At 61.8% G+C, this 17,378-nt stretch carries 15 protein-coding genes; 10 read left to right on the top strand and 5 right to left on the bottom strand.

Annotation, left to right across the window (positions count from 1 at the left end):
* Positions 1-16: 16 nt before the first annotated feature.
* Both ACOQOT_RS01385 and ACOQOT_RS01380 read right to left on the bottom strand, forming a co-directional pair.
* Complete coding sequence (locus ACOQOT_RS01385; protein WP_420560604.1) at positions 17-1,264, bottom strand: hypothetical protein; 1,248 nt, start codon at positions 1,262-1,264, stop codon at positions 17-19.
* The gene (locus ACOQOT_RS01380) at positions 1,224-3,317 is read right to left on the bottom strand and encodes a hypothetical protein (RefSeq protein WP_420560603.1); all 2,094 of its coding nucleotides are present in this window, start codon (positions 3,315-3,317) and stop codon (positions 1,224-1,226) included. Before ACOQOT_RS01380 ends, ACOQOT_RS01385 begins: the two co-directional genes overlap by 41 nt.
* Positions 3,318-3,524: 207 nt before the next feature.
* Here ACOQOT_RS01380 and ACOQOT_RS01375 point away from each other — a divergent pair, with 207 nt between their 5' ends.
* The 4 genes from ACOQOT_RS01375 to ACOQOT_RS01360 all read left to right on the top strand — a co-directional run bounded on the left by ACOQOT_RS01375 (position 3,525) and on the right by ACOQOT_RS01360 (position 7,923).
* On the top strand, positions 3,525-4,985 hold the full coding sequence (locus ACOQOT_RS01375) for a hypothetical protein (RefSeq protein WP_420560602.1): 1,461 nt from the start codon (positions 3,525-3,527) through the stop codon (positions 4,983-4,985).
* A gap of 153 nt (positions 4,986-5,138) precedes the next feature.
* Positions 5,139-5,888 carry a LuxR C-terminal-related transcriptional regulator gene (locus tag ACOQOT_RS01370; protein WP_420560601.1) on the top strand — a complete coding sequence of 250 codons (750 nt, stop codon included), beginning with the start codon at positions 5,139-5,141 and terminating at the stop codon, positions 5,886-5,888.
* A gap of 132 nt (positions 5,889-6,020) precedes the next feature.
* Complete coding sequence (locus ACOQOT_RS01365; RefSeq protein ID WP_420560600.1) at positions 6,021-6,479, top strand: HPP family protein; 459 nt, start codon at positions 6,021-6,023, stop codon at positions 6,477-6,479.
* Between the two features lies 1 nt (position 6,480).
* The gene (locus tag ACOQOT_RS01360; protein WP_420560599.1) at positions 6,481-7,923 is read left to right on the top strand and encodes a methyl-accepting chemotaxis protein; all 1,443 of its coding nucleotides are present in this window, start codon (positions 6,481-6,483) and stop codon (positions 7,921-7,923) included.
* Between the two features lie 12 nt (positions 7,924-7,935).
* Here ACOQOT_RS01360 and ACOQOT_RS01355 read toward each other — a convergent pair whose 3' ends face one another.
* Together ACOQOT_RS01355 and ACOQOT_RS01350 are read right to left on the bottom strand one after the other, a co-directional pair.
* The gene (locus tag ACOQOT_RS01355; RefSeq protein ID WP_420560598.1) at positions 7,936-8,376 is read right to left on the bottom strand and encodes an Rrf2 family transcriptional regulator; all 441 of its coding nucleotides are present in this window, start codon (positions 8,374-8,376) and stop codon (positions 7,936-7,938) included.
* 118 nt (positions 8,377-8,494) lie between these two features.
* Complete coding sequence (locus ACOQOT_RS01350; RefSeq protein WP_420560597.1) at positions 8,495-9,160, bottom strand: DUF4396 domain-containing protein; 666 nt, start codon at positions 9,158-9,160, stop codon at positions 8,495-8,497.
* A 347-nt stretch (positions 9,161-9,507) separates the two neighbouring features.
* Here ACOQOT_RS01350 and ACOQOT_RS01345 point away from each other — a divergent pair, with 347 nt between their 5' ends.
* Genes ACOQOT_RS01345 through ACOQOT_RS01320 form a run of 6 tightly spaced genes read left to right on the top strand, consistent with a single transcriptional unit; the run spans position 9,508 to position 16,691 of the window.
* Positions 9,508-10,017: a (2Fe-2S)-binding protein gene (locus tag ACOQOT_RS01345; protein WP_420560596.1), complete on the top strand. Its 510-nt coding sequence runs from the start codon at positions 9,508-9,510 to the stop codon at positions 10,015-10,017.
* A complete protein-coding gene (locus ACOQOT_RS01340) occupies positions 10,014-12,389 on the top strand; it encodes a xanthine dehydrogenase family protein molybdopterin-binding subunit (protein WP_420560595.1) in 2,376 nt (791 codons plus the stop codon). Before ACOQOT_RS01345 ends, ACOQOT_RS01340 begins: the two co-directional genes overlap by 4 nt.
* Positions 12,386-13,243, top strand: a complete 858-nt coding sequence (locus ACOQOT_RS01335; RefSeq protein WP_420560594.1) for an FAD binding domain-containing protein — start codon at positions 12,386-12,388, stop codon at positions 13,241-13,243. Before ACOQOT_RS01340 ends, ACOQOT_RS01335 begins: the two co-directional genes overlap by 4 nt.
* 26 nt (positions 13,244-13,269) lie before the next feature.
* Positions 13,270-14,082 (top strand): enoyl-CoA hydratase/isomerase family protein, encoded by an 813-nt coding sequence (locus ACOQOT_RS01330; RefSeq protein ID WP_420560593.1) that lies wholly within the window; start codon positions 13,270-13,272, stop codon positions 14,080-14,082.
* A gap of 3 nt (positions 14,083-14,085) precedes the next feature.
* On the top strand, positions 14,086-15,402 hold the full coding sequence (locus tag ACOQOT_RS01325) for a CaiB/BaiF CoA transferase family protein (protein WP_420560592.1): 1,317 nt from the start codon (positions 14,086-14,088) through the stop codon (positions 15,400-15,402).
* Complete coding sequence (locus ACOQOT_RS01320) at positions 15,402-16,691, top strand: fumarylacetoacetate hydrolase family protein (RefSeq protein WP_420560591.1); 1,290 nt, start codon at positions 15,402-15,404, stop codon at positions 16,689-16,691. The genes ACOQOT_RS01325 and ACOQOT_RS01320 overlap by 1 nt, the downstream gene beginning before the upstream one ends.
* Before the next feature lie 47 nt (positions 16,692-16,738).
* Here the strand turns inward: ACOQOT_RS01320 and ACOQOT_RS01315 are convergent, their stop codons facing one another.
* On the bottom strand, positions 16,739-17,311 hold the full coding sequence (locus ACOQOT_RS01315; RefSeq protein WP_420560590.1) for a TetR/AcrR family transcriptional regulator: 573 nt from the start codon (positions 17,309-17,311) through the stop codon (positions 16,739-16,741).
* Between the last annotated feature and the right edge of the window lie 67 nt (positions 17,312-17,378).

The raw sequence follows: 17,378 nt of genomic DNA, 5'->3' as shown, positions 1-17,378 counted from the left end.
GCCTCGGCAGCGCCGATCAAGGCGCCTTGAAAAAGCGCAGCGGCGAGCGGGCGATGACGCGGCCCCCGCCGTCGATGGCCCGCACGCGCCAGCGGTAGGTTTCACCGGGCTCAAGGCGGGCAAAGCTGATATCGGAAAGCTTCGTGCGGCTGGCTGCGCCCGGCACGAGCTTGCCGGCGACAAGCGGCGTGTCGAGATCGAAGGCGCCGAGCAGGAGCTCTGCAGAAGCCGGTGCCCGAGTGCCCGCGCTTGCGCCATCCGCAGCGATGGGGAAGATTTCCACCTGATAAGCTTCGGCTCCTGCCGCAGTTTCCCAGGCGAAGATCGTGGCGGGCGTCACGCGCGTGCCTTCATCCGGCCCGATCAGTGAAATCTCATCCAGCGTCCGTCCGCCTTCTTCCGGCGAGATGTAATAGCGCAGGCGCGGCAGATCGAAATTCAGCACCGGGCGGCGCACCACAAGGCGCACTTCATAAAGACCGGCCATTTCATCGGGAAGTTTCGGGCTGACAAGGCGCACCTGGCCGCGCCCTGCGCTTGAAAGCTGCTGGCGCACGATGCCAAGGCTGCGCTCGAAATTACCGCTGCCTTCGACCCGCGCCGCGCGCCACTCCGCTTCCAGAATGCCGGACGAGGTATAGGCGATCTCAGCCACGACGCGCGGACCTGCGCCCGTGTTGAAAATACCCGTGCGGCTGCCATCTTCGAAGGAAAGCTCTATGCGCCGGAGCGAAAGCGCGCCCTGCGCATTGCCGCTGACGCTAAGCGCGGCATTGCCGCTTGCCGCCGAGCCGAAAACGCCGGTACCCGGCGCCGTGCCTACATCGGTAAATTCCCGCACGATCAAGGCCGGCCCGCTTGCCCGCGCAATCTGCCGGGCGATTGCCGGGGTGATCATCAATGTTTCGCTGAAGCTCAAGGTTTCCGGCGTGCCGACGGGCGGATTGGAGACTTGCTGAAGAATGCCGGGCAGTGTCGCGATGCGATTACCGTTCGCCCAAATCTCCGCCTGGGCGGAACGCACCGTGCTCGGCTGGCCGCCGGTGCGAGGGCCAAGGCGCTGCACCGTCCAGTTGACGCTCACCGCGCCGCCGCCCGTTGCGGGCACGGCGGCAGGAAGCGCCGCGGCGCTCACGCTTGTCACTTCCGCTTCAGCGCGCGTGCCGAGCAGCGCCAATACGAAGAGCGCGCCCAAAAGCGCGCGCAGCACAAAGCCGCCCACCTTAGCGGTAACGGACAGGGGCCTGGATGCGGAAGACCGCATAGGTTTCATACCGCGATTCATTGTCAGTTGGTGCTGCATAGCCATTATTCGTCTCCACCGCGCCGCGCAGAGCAAGGGACAGACGAGGCCGCGTCTCGCTCGCCTCTTCCAGGATCCATTCCAGCTCGCCGGACAGAACGTTTCTGTCAGGTGTGTCGCCGCCGCCGGTCAGAAGGTTCAAATTATAGTTCAGCGCGCCGTTAAGCGTGCCCGGAATAATTTCCGCATCGATATTCGCCAGCCAGTTCACCTGGCGGCTGGTGCGGGCAATCTGCCGTTCTTCATAGATGCCGAATTGCAGCCCGCTTGTCAGGTTCAACCGGTCACTCACTGCCCAGGAAGCGGAAATATCGGTCAGATCGTTGCGCGTGTCGGAAAGCGCATCGGTGCGGTCTTCATAAACGCTGCGGGTCTGGGTCAGCCCCCAGCTCCAAGGCCCGTAGTAAGAGCCGATCCCGCCATAAACGGTCCAGGTGTCGTTATCCGTGTCGGGGCCTTGATAGCCGATCGGGGTCTTGTCGCGGTCGATGCGCCCGCCCGAGGCGCCGAATGTCAGATAAGGCTGGCCGAGCCAGGCAAGCTCCTCCGCGTTCTCTTGCTCGATCTGCGGATAATAGGTGCCGCTTAAAGAGAGAAAACGCAGCCGCTCGGTCGGCAGGCCCGCCAGCCCGTCCACATTGTTGGTTTCATCGCGGGCGGAAAAGTTGAGCGACATGCCGCCCGATTGAAGCTGAGCAAAGGTGCTCGCCCCTTCTTTGTCCGCCGCCACACCCGGATTGCCGAGGCTGCCGAAAAACGTGTCGATCTCGTACCAGTCCGCGCCGATGATGAGCGAGACGGGATCATCGCCCCAGGTGGTATCGCGCAGCACATCATAAGAAGCGCTTAGTAGCGTCGCCGAGGCGCTTTCTTCGGCCAGCGCGCCCTGGCCGTCCTCATCGAGATTGGAGCGGGCATGTTCGCCCGCCAGCATCAAGCGCCCGTCCAGCCAGCGGGTTTCAAGACGGCCAGACCAGCCGTCCCCTTCACCGGCCGTACTCAAAGCCTCTTCCCCTTCGCCAAGCGGGGTGACGGAAAAATCCTGCGCTTCCTCGCCCGTATAATAGATGCCGGAAAGCTTCACCGTGCCGGGGCCGAAATCGAGCGCGCCGGTGCCGAGCGTAAAGCCGCGTAAATAGCCCGAGCGCGATTGCTGGCCCAAGGGATCGCTCCCGCCGACCAGCGCTTCATCTGCCACGGAAAAAGCGGAGGCTTCAAGCCCGCCATCGAACCCCGAGACCCAGGCCGAAACACCGCGGCGGAAATAGTTCGACATGATGAGCGAGCCCGTGGCGGGGCCATGATGACCGAGGCGCAGGCCCGCCTTCAGACCGCCCGCCTCGTCCTCATCGCCGACGACGATATCGGCAAGATACTCGCCCGCATCGAGCACATTGCCTGTCAGCGAGAGCGCTCTTTCCGATTCCAGAAAGGCATTGCCCGCAAAGCTGACCGAAACCCGGCCCTGCTGCGCTTCAAGCGCCAGTTGCGCGGCGCCTGAGAGCGCATTCGGATCGGAGGAACGGGCCAGATTGTTGCTGGCAAGGCGGCGGCGCGCTTCCAGGTCCAGTTGCCCGACAAGGGTGAGATCGAGGGGAGAGCCCTCACTCTCGCCCGATCCGCCGACATCCACATCCCACTCCCCCAGAAGCAGCGGCGGCTCATCCGCGCGCAGCTCATAGAGCCGTAATTTATGGGTGCCGGAAAGAAGCGGTGAGACGGGCGCGTAAACAAGACCGCTGCCGGAGATCGAGAGAAGGTCGGAAACATCCACCCGGTCGATCTCCAGCGCGAAGCGGCCTTGGAAATTGGAAATAATTTCGGCGGAGAGCGCAAAGCGCAGCGGCTCGTCCGGCGCATAGACCGCGCCTGTTTGCGGCGGGGCAAGCTCTGCTCCGCCCGCCATGGCCGCACCCGAAAAGAAGAGAAGGGACGCGCCTACCAGCACCGCCTTGGCACGGTTTTTCCGGGATTTCAGCCCTTTTCGTCCCTTGCGATCAGTTACCTCACTCACAAGTCCGCTCACCCCCTGCTACGCGCTCGGTTCGTTTGTCGTTCACAAGGGCCGAAAGGTGAATGGAGCAAAACTACTCTATCGGCGCGCGGGGCCGGAGGGAGTATCCCTAAGCGAAGAAAATTTTGAACCCCTGGGTCCGGCGGCGCGACTTAGCCCCTGAACACGGATCAACGCCCGCCTCCGGGCGCATTAGGGAGACAGAGAATGTCTAAGTTCACGCATGCAGTACTCGCTGCTTCCATCGCCTTCACGGCCGGCGTCTCGCCTGCCGCCGCGGGCAACATGATCGTGCAGGACGGGGTCCAATCGGCAGACCTGACGCCGGCCCAATCGGTTTACACGGTCGAGCTGAAAGAAATGTCGGGCGGCAGCAACCTCAATGCCGCAAACGTTCAGGTTCTGACCGACAAAGTCACCTTCCGTGCCAGCGGCATGCTGGTATGTGAGAAGATTACGGGCATTCGCCCGAACGCCCCCTTGGGCGCGGATATCGGTTTTGGCGCCTTTAACCCCACTTTCGGCGATGCCGGCGTGGTTCATAAGGCGGAGTTCGATATCGGGGTGAAATATTACAACAATTCGCAGAACGAATGGGTCAACGATCCGGCGGCTGTGCAAAATTGGGAAGTGCCGCTGAACAGCCTGAAAAATGCGGGAAAACCCGACTATGAGTTCGATGCGCTCAAAATCTTCAATGCCGAGATGCAGAAGTTCATCGACAATGGCGGCACGAAGCTGGATTTCCTCAAGCAGGACCGCGTGATCGAAGTCGAACGTTTCCTCAGTATTTATACGGGCTGCAGAAAGCTGAACGGACAGCTTGAGGTAACGAAGCTCGGCTACGGTACCGATGTCGAGCCCATCACCATGAAGATCAAATACAAGGGTAATCCAAATCTTCTCGAGCCTGCCATCGTTGCCGTCACTCCGGGCGGGAACAATCAGGTCAATGCCGGCTACCAGCCGTTGAAGATCACCTATGCGGCGATCACGCCTTACGCCCCCTCTTACGTCGGCAAATGCCCGGCCAACCTCAAGTTCCGAGTGCAGATCAAAGGTCAGGGCAAGGGGCACGTCAAATTCCGCGTGCACGGCAAGTCGGATGAAAGCTGGCTGACCGAGAACCTGACGCAAATCTACGAATCGGGCCCGCGCATCTTCAATGCGCCCGAGGGCGGCACGGATACGAATTTCTTCTATGAAGTTCCCTTCTCCGGCCAGGACGTGCTCAACAAAACCATCAACCACCAATTCCGCCTCGCCATCACGTGGAAGGATGAGAAGGCCGATACATACGAAACCCACTACCAGACCTTCGCCACCAAGGACTGGAAGCGCCGCTGCACCCCGCAGGTCAGTGTCGGCATCGGCGGTCAGCCGGGCGGCGTGAGCTTCGACAATGGTCAGGGCGGCCAAGGCGGCAACAATGCCGGCGGCTTGACCATTCAGGCACAGCCTGTAGCGCCCAGCCTGAAAAAGGTTGCCCCTTCCGCCGCGCAGCGCGGCGAGGAAAAACCGGCTCGCGCGGCACCCGCCCGGATGGAAACCGCCCCTGCGGAACGCGCGCCCACCCGCGCAGCCCCCGCGCGGCAGACGGAGCCTGCCCCCATGCTCCAGATCGCGCCGCGCGCCGCCGAGCCTGCCCCGGCCCGGAGCACCCGTTAACCGGCACTCCGCCCAAAAGGCAGGCCCAGGTTCCCGGTTCTTCATCCCTGAAGAACCGGGAACAACGTGGCTTTTCCTGCCTTTTCCCGCTAAACTTTCACGCACGAGCGAGCAATGCGCATGTCTGTTTGCTGCCTGAGGCGCGAGGGCTTGATGTTTCAAGACACCGGTACTTTTGCCCTGCTTGAAAAGCTGCATTCCCAAAGCGGGTTCCAAGCGCTCTGGCAAACCTTCCGCGAGCATATGGAAGCCTATTTCGGCTTCGGCACCGGCTATTACGGTGTGCTGGTTCTGCCGAACCATGAGGAAAGCCGGTTTTTGCCGCAGATGCATAATTACTGCGACTTTCCGGACGATTACCTGACCTATGTGCAGCACGAGAAACCGCTCTGGGAAGCGGACCCTATCCTGCCTCACTGCCTGACGACGGGAGAGCCCGTTTCCTGGCGCGACTTGCAGTCCAAGACGCTGGAGCATGAATATGGCCGCGCGCTTCTGGCGGTCAATCACGACCTCGGTCTTCACAATGGTTTTGCCGTGCCGGTGGAAGGGCGCAACAAAAAATCCATGATCGGCCTTCACGCCCCGAATGTGAGCGACCGGGAATTCGACCTTCTTCTGAGAACCCATGCACGGGAAGTGACCGAGTGCTTCAAACTCATCCATCATGCCATCGAGGCGGATGAAGAACGCTATGCCCCGCTTGTGGGCCTGACGCCGCGCGAGGAAGAATGCCTTTTATGGTCGGCAGCGGGTCTTTCCTCCAAACGCATCGCCTTCAAACTCAGCCTCTCGCACCGCACCGTCGAGAACTGCCTCTTCCGGGCGCAGCGCAAGCTGAAAGCCGCCAATAAAAGCCATGCCGTTTATAAAGCCGTGGTGCTCGGTCTCATCCAGCCTTAAGACGGAAATTGCCTTAGAAACTGCGTGCTGAGTCTCTCACTTGAATGTGATGAAGAGACCTAACGGTTTTTAATCACCCCGCCCTTTAAACCGGAAACAGGAATTCGGCATTGAGGGGCGAGTGAGGGGCGCATGTCAACCGGCGGTGTATTTATGGAAGCGGCAAAAAAGGCGGGCTTCGGCTTCCTGGTTTTTTCCGCCGTGGCGCTTGTCCATTCCGTCTTTCTGACACCCGACCTTTGGCTTCTGGGGTTTTTCGGTGCCGCCATCACGCTTGTCATCGCGGAACCCGAAAGCCGGTTTGCAGAGCCGCGCGCGCTCCTTGGCGGCGTACTCGTTTCCTTTTGCTGCGGGCTGGCCGCCGCGTATTTCATGCCCGGCCAGCCTGCCGCCATCGTTCTTGCCTGTTCCAGCGCGATTTTGTTGATGACGCTGCTGCGCGTGCAAAACCCGCCGGCGGGCGCGGCGGCGGCCATCGCCGCCAGCGGCACTTATGACTGGACTGCGCTTATCGCGCCGACGGCAACGGGCATGCTCATGATCGTTCTGGCACATCAGGCCTGGAAACATTTCAACCAGACGAGGTTTTGACATGTGGGCACGAGGCAATGCAGAAGCTGCCGGCATCTCCGCACGCCGCGCGCCGGCGAAGGAAAGCGGGGAAAACATCACCTCGCTTTTTGCGCTGCTTAATACCGTCTCTCATATCGCCCAAAGCGCCGAAGACATCGACGAGGCTATTTCCCTCACGCTGAAAGAAGTGTGCCTTTATACCGGCTGGCCCATCGGCCATGCCTATCATGTCACCACTCTTGGCGGCGAGGCGGAAGCCCGTTCCTCGCAGCTCTGGTCGCTCGACCGCAGCATCGACAAAACCCGCATCGCCGAGTTCGTGTCGATTTCCGAGGGGACGGTGTTTCAGCCCGGCAAGGGACTGATCGGAAAGGTGATGGCGACGAAAGAAGCCGTCACCATCGAAGACGTCACGGTTCTTGACAGTTTCATGCGCGCCGCGCCGGCGCGCCAGAACGGCGTGAAAGGATGTTTCGCTTTTCCCGTTCTTTTCCAGAACCGCCCGCGCATCGTTCTGGAATTTTTCAGCCGCGATCCTGCAACGCTGGACAGCACCACGCTCGAGATCATGCGGTTTGTCGGCAATCAGCTAAGCACGATCCTGACCCGGATGGCGCATCAGGACCGGCTGGGGGAGATTGCCCGCTCCTTCGAGGGAAGCGTGAAAGGCGCCGTCGAAAAGACGGAGCATTATATCAAGGCGCTTGAGGAAAACGCCCGTATGCTCTGCAACAGCCTCGGCACGTCGCAGGAAAATGCCCGTGAGGCAGCTGCAGGCTCGGAGGAAACCGCGCAAAGCGTGCAGACCGTGGCAAGCGCCGTCGAGGAAATGTCCGCCAGCATCAACGAGATTGCCGGTCAGGTGCAGCGCAGCACCTCGCTGATCCTGCACTGTGCGGACAAGGTGCTCGAAGCCTCGAACAGGGCGCAGACCTTGAACAGTGCCACGGCAAAGGTGGAAGGGGCGCTTGAGGAAATCACCGCCATTTCCGGCAAAGTAAAACTTCTTTCCATGAATGCCCGGATCGAGGCGGCGCGGGCCGGTGTTCACGGGCAGGGTTTCAGCGTCGTTGCCAATGAGGTCAAGGAGCTTTCCGGTCAGACGGAAGCCTCGGTCGAGGCGATTTCACTCATCGTGCGGGAAATGAACGGTGCGACACGGGAAATGCTGGCCGCCATGGGCGAGACGACGCGCTCCATCGAAGAAATCTCGGCGGCCTCTCAAACCATCGATGCGGCACTGGAAGAACAGACCTCCACGACGAATGAGATCGCCGCAACCATGCAGCAGACGGCGCTTTCTGTAACGCAGGTGACAGGCAATCTTCACAGCATCAATGAAAGTGTGGAGCGTTCTGCGGAAGCGGCGGGCGAGATGTCAGGCGAATGCAGCGCGCTTGCCAGCGAGGCGGAAACGCTGTCGGCGAATGTCGAAAAATTCCTCAGCGAAATCGGCAACTGAGAAGATGCCACTTCAGGCGGGGATAAGCCGCCGGATACGCCCGAAACTTCCCGGTTTCTTGACGAGGTCGGCCAGCGTGTACTCATCGAGCACCGCCAGGAAGGCGCCCAAAGCCTCCTCGAGCGGGCCTTTAAGACCGCAAGCGGGGGCGATACGGCAGGTGTTCCTGGCCGGATCGAAACATTCCACCAGCGCAAAATTGTCCTCGCAGGCCCGCACCACCGCGCCGAGAGAAATCTCCTCCGGCGCCTGCCCCAGCCGCAAGCCGCCGCCCCGCCCGCGCAAGCTTTCCACGAAACCGTTCTGCGCCAGGGTCTGCGCCACCTTCATCATGTGGTTGCGTGAAATCTCATAGCGGCGGGACACTTCCTCGATCGTGTGAAGCGCCTCCGGCTCCACGGCAAGCAGCATGAGAAGACGCAGCGCATAATCGGTGTGGCGGGTGAGGTGCATGGCTTTGGCCCAAAGATGTATCTGATATCTTTATATAGAGCCGCCACACAGGAGAGCCAATGGCGCAAATTGGCGCGCCCTCTGAGGCCCCGAAAAGGAAACCCGAAAAAGGCGGTTTCTAGCCGTGATCATGCTCCGTATTGCGCGGGTCCATCATGCCTTCTTTCACCCCGTAATGAATGAGCAGCACATTGACCGGATAAGCGGCGAGCAGCCCGAGCGTCAAAGACGTAATGAGCGAGGACCAGAAAAGCGGCTCCGCCATGGTGGCCGAGCCGGCCAAATAGAGATCGGCGCCGATGGCCACGATTTCCATCACCGCAATGCTCGGCGTTTCGGCAAGAAAAGCGTCCCAAAGCGCGGTCTTGAAAGAGACGCCCTCCTGCATAAGGGGCCCGACCGTTAACGCATAGCCAGCCATGTAAGCCAGGCAGAAAGTAATCCCCGCAACCCAGTAATTGGACAGTGCGAGCACGCCCGCCGCAATCGTAATACCGGCTATCTCGCCCATGCCGCAGCCTGAATAACAATGGGCGACGGAGCGGAAAGAGCGGCGCCACAGCGTGTCACGGGCAATTTCCTTACGTCCCGTTAGATAATAAACCGCAAGGCCGAGCGGCCCGGAATAGACAATCGTCAGTGCCCAAACCACTTTCATCAGCGGCATGAGATGGGCATTGCGCGTGCGCAAATCGTAAATCACCCAGATCAGACAGGGCAGCATGAGCGCCGCCCAGGCAATCAGCGTAAAAGGATCGGAAAGAAAATTTGCAATGCGTTCCATAGAAAACTCAGCTGCAGGTCAGTGATTGAAACGTACAATGCGCACCACTGTCTTTTAAACGACTGCCATCTGTATCCGTTCCTTCCGCCTTGCTTTGGTTCATCCGCTTCCCGAACCGGGAGACGGAAAAGGTAAATCTCCAGTTTACCCTGCCTGCTCTCCCGTCAGCTCTCCCGGCCGTTTCCAACCATCAAATCTTCCTTACGCAAATGCGAGTTGACAGGGAGGGCTTCCATCCCCAGTTTATATATTATGATTATCATATTTAGAATTGCCGCCGCCCCACGCGGGGCAATCCGCGGCAGCAACACTTAACGGTCAACACGTAACAGTCAGGGGATGCCATCTTGAAAAGCGAACTCGATATCATGCTGACGGTGGACGGCGCGAAAGAGCGCGCCACGGTCGAGCCGCGCGGCCTGCTCATCCAGGTATTGCGAGAGAAACTGGGTGTCACGGGCCCGCATATCGGCTGTGAAAGCGGGCGCTGCGGTGCCTGCACGGTGCTGGTAAACGGCGAGGCGGTGAAATCCTGCATGATGCTGGCAGCTCAAGCAGATGGCGCAGAGATCACCACTGCCGCCGGCCTTGCCGCAGAAGACGGCACGCTTCACCCCCTGCAGCAGGCGTTTCACGAGCATCACGCGCTGCAATGCGGCTATTGCACGCCCGGCATGCTCTGCGCCGCCATGGACCTGCTTAAAACCAATCCTAATCCCGATGAAAACGACGTTCGCCAGGCGCTGCGCGGCAATCTGTGCCGCTGCACGGGCTATCAGCACATTGTCGATGCGGTTTTGAGCGCCGCCGAAACCCTTGGCAGCGGCGCTAGCGCCGTGAAAGGAGCTGCGGAATGAATGCTCCCGATCTGAATACCCAACAGCACGCCGAGACGGGTAAACATACCGGCAAAGCCATGCGCCGGATGGAAGACACGCGCTTTTTGACCGGACGCGGGCGCTATGTCGGCGACATCACGCTGCCCCGCCAGCTTTATGCGCATTTCGTCCGCTCGCCCCATGCCCATGCGCGCATTTTGAAAGTGAATACAGAAGCCGCCCTTGCCGTTTCCGGCGTCAAAGGGGTTTACTGCGCCAACGATCTGCAAGGCACGCGCGATGTGCCGCCCAACTGGGTGTTACCCGGTTCACAGGTCAAAGGCCGCCCGGCGCTCGCCCGGGAGATTGTGCGCCATGTCGGCGAATGTGTTGCCGTGGTGCTGGCTGAAAGCCCGGAAGCGGCGGCCGATGCGGGCGTCCTTGTCGATGTCGCCTACGACCCGCTCCCTACTGTCTTCAGCGCCTCCGACGCCTTGCAAGAAGGCGCCCATAAAGTGCATGGCGATCTGCCGGACAACCTCGCCACCACGTTCAAGACCGGCAATGGCGGGTATGACGAAGCGCTTGAAAAAGCCGACCGGGAAATCGCTTTCAACCTGCGCAATCAGCGCCTCGTTCCCTTTCCCATCGAAGGGCGGGCGGTGAATGCGGATTTCGACCCGGCAACGGAGCGGCTGACTTTTTATACCGCCCATCAGATCCCGCATATGCTGCGGCGGATGCTGGCCGGGGCGCTCGGCTTTCCCGAACACAAGCTGCGTGTCATCTCGCCGGATGTCGGCGGCGGTTTCGGTCCCAAAATGCACTTCTATCCCGAAGAGCTGACGCTGGCGCGGCTTTCCTGCCTGCTGAAGCGGCCCGTGAAATGGACCGAACGGCGCAGCGAAAACGTGGCGGCAACCACCCATGGGCGCGACCATGAGATGGAGGTGCGCGTTGCCGTGCAGAAGGACGGCAAGGTGCTGGGCCTCAAACTCGACTCCAAGGCCAATGTCGGTGCCTATCTTTCTTCCATGGGCACAGGCGTGCCGACAATCAATGTGGCCCTCTTCGCGCTCGGGGTTTACGCCATTCCCCATTCCGACGTGACGATCACCTGCGCTTATACCAACACGACGCCGGTCGATGCGTACCGCGGCGCGGGCCGCCCGGAAGCGGCTTACATGATCGAGCGGGTGATGGACCGCGTGGCGCTGGAGTTGGGGCTTGACCCAGCCGAAACGCGCAAACGCAATTTCGTTCAGCCCGACCAGATGCCTTATGCGCAGCCGACGGGCACGACGCTCGACACCGGCGAATATGCGATGACGCTCGATCTTGCGCTGAAGAACGCGGGCTATGAGGGCCTGCGCAAAGAGCAGGAAGAGGCGCGCGAAAAGGGCCGCTATCTCGGCATCGGCTTTTCCAACTACACCGAAACCTGCGGCATGGGGAATGGCTTCATTCTGCAGTTCGTGGGCTTCGATCGCGGCGGCTATGAAAGCGCCGTCGTGCGCGTGCACCCGGACGGGCGGGCCACCGTTCTTTCCGGCTCGCACAGCCACGGCCAGGGTCATGTGACGACCTTCGCCCAGATCGCGGCGGACGAGCTTGGCATTGCGCCGGAACAGATCGAAGTGCTGCAGGGGGACACGGACATGATCCCCTTCGGTATCGGCACGTTCAATTCCCGCTCCGTGCCCGTGGGCGGGAGCGCGGTCAAAGTCGCCGCAGGCCGCGTTGCCGCAAAGATGCGGCGCATTGCAGCTCACCTTCTGCAATGCGAACCCGACAACGTGTTGGTCGAGGACGGTATTTTCAAAGCCGCAGAGGGCAATGGCACGGTGACGATCGAACGGGTCGCCCATGCGGCCTGGACCGGCCACGACATTCCTTATGAGCTTGGCATCGGGCTTGAAGAAACCGAATTCTTCCACCCGCAATCCATGTCCTCGCCTTACGGCGCGCATATCGCGCTTGTGGAAGTCGATCCTGAAACGGGCGAGGTGGAACTGAAGCGCTATATCGCGGTCGATGATTGCGGCGTCATCATCAACCCGCTGCTTGCCCGCGGCCAGGTGCATGGCGGGCTTGCGCAAGGCATCGGCCAGGCGCTTTACGAGGATGCGGGCTTCGATGCGCAAGGCCGCCCGGCGCTCGAACCATCCATTCCCCGCTTCGACATGCTGCCGCGTTTCGAAACGGACCATACCGTCACTCCCACCCCGACCAATCCGCTGGGCGCCAAAGGCCTTGGCGAGGCCGGCGCCATCGGCGCGCCGCCTGCCATCGTCAATGCCGCCATCGATGCGCTTTGGGGGCTTGGCGTGCGCGCGCTCGACATGCCGCTAACGCCCGAACGGGTTTTGACGTCCATCCGCAACGCGGCCAATAAGGAGACAGAGGCATGATCCCGGCAGCTTTCGATTACGCCCGCCCGGCAACCCTTGAAGAAGCAGCGTCCCTTCTGTCCCAAGAAGGCGGCGCGGCGCTTCTGGCCGGCGGGCAGAGCCTCATCACGGAACTCAAACAGCGCCGGGCGAGCCCGCGCGCTGTGATCGACCTCAACGCCATTACCGAGCTGTCGGCCATCGAGCACGGGCCGGACGGGGTGCGCATCGGCGCCATGGTGCGCCAGGCCGAGCTCCTGCGCGATGCGACCGTGCAAAAGCGCTTGCCTCTATTGTGCGAGACGGGCGCAGCGGCGGGAGATCCGATGATCCGCCGTCTCGGCACGCTGGCCGGGGCGCTTTGCGAGGCCGAGCCCGGCGGCGACTGGGTAGCGGCAGCCCTTGCCCTTGAGGCAGAGGTGGAGATTTACGGTAAGGACGGCACCCGGCGTATGCCCGCAGCCGACTTCGTGACCGGCATCAAACCGGCAGGCAGCCTGCAAGGCGAGATCGTGACGGCTGTACATCTGCCTTATCAAAAAGAAGACAGCCGCAGCACTTACCGCAAGGTGAAACACAATGCCGTGGGCTGGAGCATTGCCAGCGCCGCGATCAACCTGGAACCCGGTGGAGGCGGCACCTGCCGGAAAGCGCGCATCGCGGTGAGCGGCGCGCCGTCCCATCCGCAGCGCCTGCCCGCACTCGAAACCGCTCTCACCGCCGGACCTTATGACGCGGAACGCCTTCGCGCCGCCATCGAGGAGGCGCTTCAGGGGCTCACCTTCCGGGGTGATCACTATGCCTCAGCCGACTACCGGCGCACGCGCCTCGGCATCCTTCTATCCAGAACGCTTCAAGAGCTGCTTGCCGCTTGAAGCCCATAATAAACGGAGAAACGCTTATGAGTTCCGAACCCCTTATCGCGCGGGAAGTGCGCGGGTCGATCACGATTTTGACCATGCTCTACCGGCCTTACAATCTGATCGGCACGAAGCTGATGGATGCGCTGCTGGACGAGCTGAAAGTGGCGGAAGAAGCCGGTGCGCGCGCCATCATCCTGCGCAGCGGGCTGCGGCATTTCTCCGCCGGCGCAGATCTGGAATATTTCGAAACCCGCGTGGGCACACCCCCTGCCGATGGCGACAAAGATGCCAAGCAGGCCAACCGTGCCAATACTTATACGATCGACTTTTTGCAGCGCCTTGAAACGCTGCCCATCCCGATCATCGCCAGCCTGCACGGGGTCTGCCTCGGCGGCGGGCTGGAGCTGGCGCTTGCCTGCGATTACATCATCGCCGCTTCCTCAACCAAGATCGGCTCGGTGGAAGTGACGCTCGGCCTTCACCCCTTGATGGGCGCCATTCAGCGCCAGGTGCAGCGCATCGGCGTTGCCCGCGCCAAGGAAATGTCGATGCTGGGCCGGCGCTACGATGCCGCAACGCTGGAGCGCTGGGGCCTCATCAACCTTTCCGTGCCGGACGACAAGCTGGAATCGGTGACCTGGACCATCGCCGAAGAATTCGCCCATGGGCCGACGGTTGCCCATGCCGCCACGAAGAAGCTTGCCTATATCGCCGCCAATGAAGGCGTGCGGGCCGCGGACGAGGCGATGACGGACATCCAGAAACCGATCTGGAAATCGGAAGATCTGAAAATCGGGCTCAAGGCATTCCGTAAAAACGGGCCGGGCGCCGCACGTTTCGAGGGGCGTTGATCAATGAGTGGACCGCTTGCAGGATTGAAAGTCGTCGATTTCTCCCGCGTTCTGGCAGGGCCGTTTTGCGCGCGCACCCTGATGGACCTCGGCGCGGAAGTAATCAAGGTCGAACCGCCCCGCCCGGATGTGACGCGCTTTGCCATGCCGACCCATGGCGATATGTCCGGCTATTACGCCCAGCAGAATGCGGGCAAACGCAATGTCAGCATCGACCTGAACGTCGATGAAGGCCGCCAGCTCGCGCTGCGGCTTTGCGACGATGCCGATATCATCGTGGAAAATTTCCGCGCCGGTACGCTTGGCTTTTTCGGGCTCGATTATGAGACCGTCGCCGCGCGCAACCCGCGCATCATCTACGCCTCCATCACGGGCTACGGCCAGCACGGGCCCTGGCGCGGGCGCATGGCCTATGCCCCGACCGTGCAGGCGGAGGCCGGCTTTACCGCCAACAGCCTTGCCCATTACGGCGAGGCGCTGAGCGGGCTGAAGACGGACAGCCTTTCCCATGCCGACGTTTATTCCGGCCTGCAAGCGACGGTTGCCATTCTCGCCGCGCTTCACAAGCGCAAAGAAACGGGACGCGGGCAATATATCGATGTCGCCATGGCCGCCACCTTGCTCGCCATCAACGAGCGGGCGCATGTGGACCTGACGGATATCGACCTCGGGCCCGAACCTGCGGTGCTGGGCGCAACGGACTGTCCCTTCTTCGAAGGGCCGAACGGGGAAACCTTCACCGTCGCCACCAGCATGATCGGCTCCTTGACGTTCCGCTTCTACCTCTCGGCCATGCGCCGCCCGGACCTTGCCAAGGACCCGCGCTTTGCCACGGCCGAAGCCCGCCAGCAGAACTACGCCGCGCTGCATGAGATTATCCAGACCTGGATCCTCACCTTCCCGGATATGGAAAGCCTCGACGCGCAGCTCGACGAAGCCAAGATCGCCATGGGCGAGGTGCGCAGCATGCGCGAGCTGGCGGACAGTGAATGGGCGGAGTATTGGGGCGCGGTGCGCGAAGTGCCCGACCGGCATGGCGGCACCTACCGCATTCCGGGCCATCCCTGGCACTTCTCCGATGAAGAGCTGCCGGAGACGGGCGCCCCTGCGCTGCAAGGCGAGCATAACCGCTCGATCTTCGCCTCGCTCGGCTACAAGGACACGGAGATCGAAGCCTTTTACAAGGCAGGCGCTCTGGTCGATGCCCCGCCGCTCCCCGGCGCGGCGAAGAAACCCGCTCCTAAGGCGGAAGCGGAAAAAGCCGCTGCGCCGAAAGCCGGGGACGGCAAAGCCCCCGCTCAAGCCAAGGCCGGTTCCTGATGGCGGGGCCTCGAGGCAGCGCAGCGCCGGAAACATGCCTTCGCGCCGGGTCCTTCGTGCCCGGCGCGGATGGCTCCGGCTTTTCCCTTGCCAATTTGCCATACGGTGTCGCCGCGGCGAAAAGCGGCGGCACGCATCTCGTGGTGGCCATCGGCCCCCAGGCGCTCGATCTTCATGCGCTTGCGGGCACCGGGCTCTTGGACGATTTAAAGTTCGACTCCGCGATATGGGAAGACAGCTCGCTCAACGGGCTTTTGCGTTACGGCCCCAAAGACCACGCGGCTTTGCGGGCGCGGCTGCAATTTCTGCTTTCGCGCGAAAATGAAGAGGCGCGCGCACCTGTCGAAGCGGCGCTCCTCGAGCGGGAAGGTCTTGATCTGCTTTGCCCGCTCGCGCCCGGCGACTTTGTCGACTTTTATTCCTCTTATCATCATGCCGCCCGCTCGATGAAAGCGATCCGCCCGGACGCGGAGCTGCATCCCAACTGGACGCAGATGCCCGTCGGCTATCACAGCCGCACCGGCACGATCTGCGCGAGCGGGCAGGAGATCATCCGCCCCCATGGGCAATCATTTGCCAAAGGCGCGCCGCGCTTTGCCCCCTCCCGCGCGCTCGATTTCGAAGCGGAAATCGGTTTCGTTATGTGCGGAAACACGCACCAGGGTACGCGCATCGCCGCCAGCGACTTTGCCACCCACGTCTTCGGCCTCGTGCTGCTGAACGATTGGAGCGCGCGGGATTTTCAGGGCTGGGAAAGCACGCCGCTCGGCCCCTTCCTTGCCAAGTCTTTCGCCACGCAGGTGGGCGCCTGGGTCGTGCCGCTGGCAGCGCTCGATCTTTCCCGCCGGCGCAACCGTTCGCAAGAAGAAGCACTGGATTATCTGCGCCATGACGGCGCCTTCTCCTACGAGCTCGATATGGAAGTGGCGCTGCGCTCCGCTGCCATGCGGGAAAGCGGGGTGGGCGCGCAGACCATCGCGCGGATGGATTTTGCAGAGATGTATTGGGACGGCGCGCAGCAGCTTGCCCATTTGACCGCGAACGGCGCTTCCACACGGCCCGGGGATCTTTACGGTTCGGGCACCGTCTCGGGGCCGAATGAAGATGGCTGCGGCTGTCTTCTGGAAGCCACAAAGGGCGGGAAAGACGTAATCGCCCTGCCCGACGGGACGGCGCGCGGCTGGCTTCAGGACGGCGATGAGGTGATCATTGGCGCTACGGCCAAAGGCGCGGACGGCGCGCGTCTTTCCTTCGGCACGCTCGCGGGCAAAGTCGCCCCGGCCATTTAACGGCCAGGCAAATACGGGAGGCCGCGCAATGCCTCGTGACGCAGCGCCTAGTGGCGCAGCGCCGCCTCCCGGCCCGTTTTCAGAATTTCATTGGCAAAGTCTTTGTCGTCCACCGCCCGCGCCATGACAATGGTGCCGACCATGGTCGCGATCGTGGCGATGGCCTGTTCCCGCGCCGCCTTTTCGCTGCGCGCGCCGGTATGGGAGGCAACCATGGAAATCATTCTACCCAGCACGCGGCCAAACGCCTTGCGCGTCTTCGGCGTTTCGCGGGAAAGCTCGGGGCCGAGGGCGGCAATGGCGCAGCCTTCGCCCGGGTGGGCGACATGGTGGCGGCTCACATAGGTATCGACCAGCGCCTTTAAGCGGCGGCTCGGCGGGGCGCCTTCGGCGGCCTCATCCAGCATCTGCGTCGTAGCGCCCAGCGCATAGGCCGCCGCCTCCGCCACGAGCGCGGCCTTGGAGCCGAAATGCGCATAAAACCCGCCATGGGTGAGCCCGGCTTCTTTCATCAGCTCGGCAACGCTGACCCCGCCTATACCTTTTTGGCAAAGCTGATGCGCCGCGCTTTCGATAATCCGCTGACGGGTCTGGGCTTTATGTTCGGCTGTATAGGGCATGGCCGGCTCCTCTTTATGATGTCCATCATATCGAAAAACCGGCGCTATTCCAACCATTTAAGGGAAC

Origin of the sequence: Tepidicaulis sp. (assembly GCF_965222285.1) — a bacterium.
Lineage (GTDB): Bacteria > Pseudomonadota > Alphaproteobacteria > Parvibaculales > Parvibaculaceae > Tepidicaulis.
Note: the sequence above shows the minus strand (reverse complement) of the source record. Positions and strands in the feature narration are given on the sequence as shown.